Genomic DNA, 3347 nt, shown 5'->3' with positions numbered 1-3347 from the left:
TCCGAAATTGCGATCCGCGTTTTCCGGGCAGCGAATGAGCTTGGGATTAAAACCGTTGCGATTTGGGCGGAAGAGGACAAGCTGTCTTTGCACCGCTTCAAGGCGGACGAATCCTATCAGGTTGGCCGAGGGCCGCATCTCGCCAAGGATATGGGGCCGATCGAGAGCTATCTTTCGATCGAGGAGGTTATCCGCGTGGCCAAGCTCTCCGGAGCAGACGCGATCCATCCCGGTTACGGTCTCCTGTCTGAAAGCCCCGAATTCGTGGAGGCCTGCAACAAGGCCGGCATCACCTTCATCGGGCCGACGGCGGATACGATGCGCCAGCTCGGCAACAAGGTCGCCGCCCGCAATCTGGCGATCTCGGTTGATGTCCCCGTTGTTCCCGCCACCAATCCGCTGCCTGACGATATAGCGGAAGTGGAACGCATGGCCGAAGAAATCGGCTATCCCGTGATGCTCAAGGCCTCCTGGGGCGGCGGCGGTCGCGGCATGCGCGCCATCCGCAAAAAGGAGGACCTCGCCCGCGAGGTGACGGAGGCCAAGCGCGAGGCGAAAGCCGCCTTCGGCAAGGATGAAGTTTATCTCGAAAAGCTGGTCGAGCGTGCGCGTCACGTCGAAAGCCAGATTCTCGGCGATACGCATGGCAATGTCGTGCATCTGTTCGAGCGTGATTGTTCGATCCAGCGGCGCAATCAAAAAGTCGTCGAGCGTGCGCCTGCACCCTATCTGTCCGAAGCGCAGCGCCAGGAACTGGCCGCCTACTCCCTGAGGATCGCCGCCGCGACCAATTATATCGGCGCCGGCACGGTCGAATATCTGATGGATGCCGATACCGGCAAATTTTACTTCATCGAGGTCAATCCGCGTATTCAGGTGGAGCATACCGTCACCGAAGTCGTGACTGGTATCGATATCGTCAAGGCGCAGATTCATATTCTCGAAGGTGCCGCCATCGGCACGGCGGAATCCGGCGTTCCGCGCCAGGAGGACATCCGTCTCAATGGCCATGCGCTGCAGTGCCGCATCACGACCGAAGACCCGGAGCATAATTTCATTCCGGACTATGGCCGTATCACCGCCTACCGTTCCGCGTCAGGCTTCGGCATTCGTCTGGACGGCGGCACCTCCTATACCGGCGCTGTCATCACCCGCTATTACGATCCGCTGCTTGTGAAGGTGACGGCCTGGGCGCCGCGACCGGATGAGGCGATCAACCGCATGGACCGCGCGCTGCGCGAATTCCGTATTCGCGGCGTGGCGACCAACCTCACCTTCCTCGAAGCCATCATCGGTCACGACAGCTTCCGTAACAACACCTATACGACCCGGTTCATCGATTCGACGCCGGAGCTCTTCGCACAGGTCAAGCGTCAGGACCGCGCCACCAAGCTTCTGACCTATCTCGCCGACGTGACCGTCAACGGCCACCCGGAAACCAAGGGTCGCGCCAGGCCGTCCGAAAAGGCGGCGAAGCCCATCGTGCCTTATATCGATGCGCCGACACCTGACGGCACAAAGCAGCTGCTGGACAAGCTTGGCCCGAAGGGCTTTGCGGACTGGATGCGTAATGAAAAGCGCGTGCTGGTCACCGATACGACCATGCGCGATGGACACCAGTCGCTTCTGGCTACCCGTGTTCGCACCCATGACATCGCCCATGTCGCGAGTGTTTACGCCAAGGCGCTGCCGCAACTTCTGTCGCTGGAATGCTGGGGTGGTGCGACATTCGACGTTTCCATGCGCTTCCTCACCGAAGATCCGTGGGAGCGCCTGGCGCTTATCCGCGAAGGCGCGCCGAACCTGCTGCTGCAGATGCTGCTGCGCGGCGCAAACGGCGTCGGATACAAGAATTATCCTGATAATGTCGTGAAATATTTCGTCCGCCAGGCCTCAAAGGGCGGAGTTGATCTTTTCCGCGTCTTCGACTGCCTGAACTGGGTGGAGAATATGCGCGTTTCGATGGATGCGATTGCCGAGGAGAACAAGCTCTGCGAAGCGACCATCTGCTACACCGGCGACCTGTTGAATTCGGCGCGTCCGAAATATGATCTCAAATATTATACCGGCCTTGCCGCCGAGCTTGAAAAAGCCGGCGCTCATATCATCGCCGTCAAGGACATGGCGGGTCTGTTGAAACCGGCTGCCGCCAAGGTTCTGTTCAAGGCGTTGCGCGAGGCGACCGGTCTGCCGATCCATTTCCACACCCATGATACCTCGGGCATTTCCGCCGCCACCGTTCTGGCCGCTGTGGATGCCGGCGTCGACGCCGTGGATGCTGCGATGGATGCCTTCTCTGGCAACACCTCGCAGCCATGCCTTGGTTCGATCGTTGAGGCGCTGGCAGGGTCGGAACGCGATACGGGTCTTGATACGGAATGGATCCGCCGCATTTCCTTCTACTGGGAAGCTGTTCGTAACCAGTATGCGGCTTTCGAAAGCGATCTCAAGGGACCGGCTTCGGAAGTCTATCTGCACGAAATGCCGGGCGGCCAGTTCACCAACCTCAAGGAACAGGCGCGGTCGCTGGGTCTGGAGAGCCGCTGGCACGAGGTGGCGCAGGCCTATGCCGATGCCAACCGCATGTTCGGCGATATCGTCAAGGTAACCCCGTCCTCCAAGGTCGTCGGTGACATGGCGCTGATGATGGTCAGCCAGGATCTGACGGTCGCCGATGTCGAAAACCCCGATCGTGAAGTGTCTTTCCCGGAATCGGTGGTTTCGATGCTGAAAGGCGATCTCGGACAGTCGCCAGGCGGCTGGCCGGCAGCCCTGCAGAAAAAGGCGCTGAAGGGCGAAGCGCCCTATACCGTTCGTCCGGGTTCGCTTTTGGCAGATGCCGATCTCGACGCGGAGCGGAAGGTGATCGAGACCAAGCTGGAGCGCAAGGTCGACGACTTCGAGTTCGCGTCCTATCTCATGTATCCGAAGGTGTTCACCGATTTCGCGCTCACCGCCGAGACATACGGCCCCGTTTCCGTGCTGCCCACCCATGCCTATTTCTACGGCATGGAGGATGGCGAGGAGCTGTTTGCCGATATCGAGCGCGGCAAGACGCTTGTCATCGTCAATCAGGCCTCGTCCGGCATTGATGACAAGGGCATGGTGACGGTGTTCTTCGAGATCAACGGCCAGCCGCGCCGCATCAAGGTGCCGGATCGTGCCCATGGTGCTTCCGGCTCCGCCGTGCGCCGCAAGGCCGAACCGGGCAATGCTGTCCATATTGGTGCACCGATGCCCGGCGTTATCAGCCGCGTCTTCGTCAATCAGGGTCAGGAGGTCAAGGCCGGTGACGTGCTGCTCTCCATCGAAGCCATGAAGATGGAAACCGCGCTTCACGCCGAACG

At 60.1% G+C, this 3347-nt stretch carries 1 protein-coding gene; it reads left to right on the top strand.

Annotation, left to right across the window (positions count from 1 at the left end; genetic code table 11):
- A partial coding sequence (pyc, locus tag V6S97_RS28935; protein ID WP_334428425.1) for a pyruvate carboxylase occupies positions 1-3347 on the top strand: 3347 nt, incomplete at both ends.

Origin of the sequence: Agrobacterium sp. CCNWLW155, from assembly GCF_036888815.1 — a bacterium.
Classification (GTDB): Bacteria; Pseudomonadota; Alphaproteobacteria; order Rhizobiales; family Rhizobiaceae; genus Agrobacterium; species Agrobacterium radiobacter.
The sequence above is the reverse complement of the archived record's forward strand: the minus strand, read 5'-3'. Positions and strand labels throughout refer to the sequence as shown.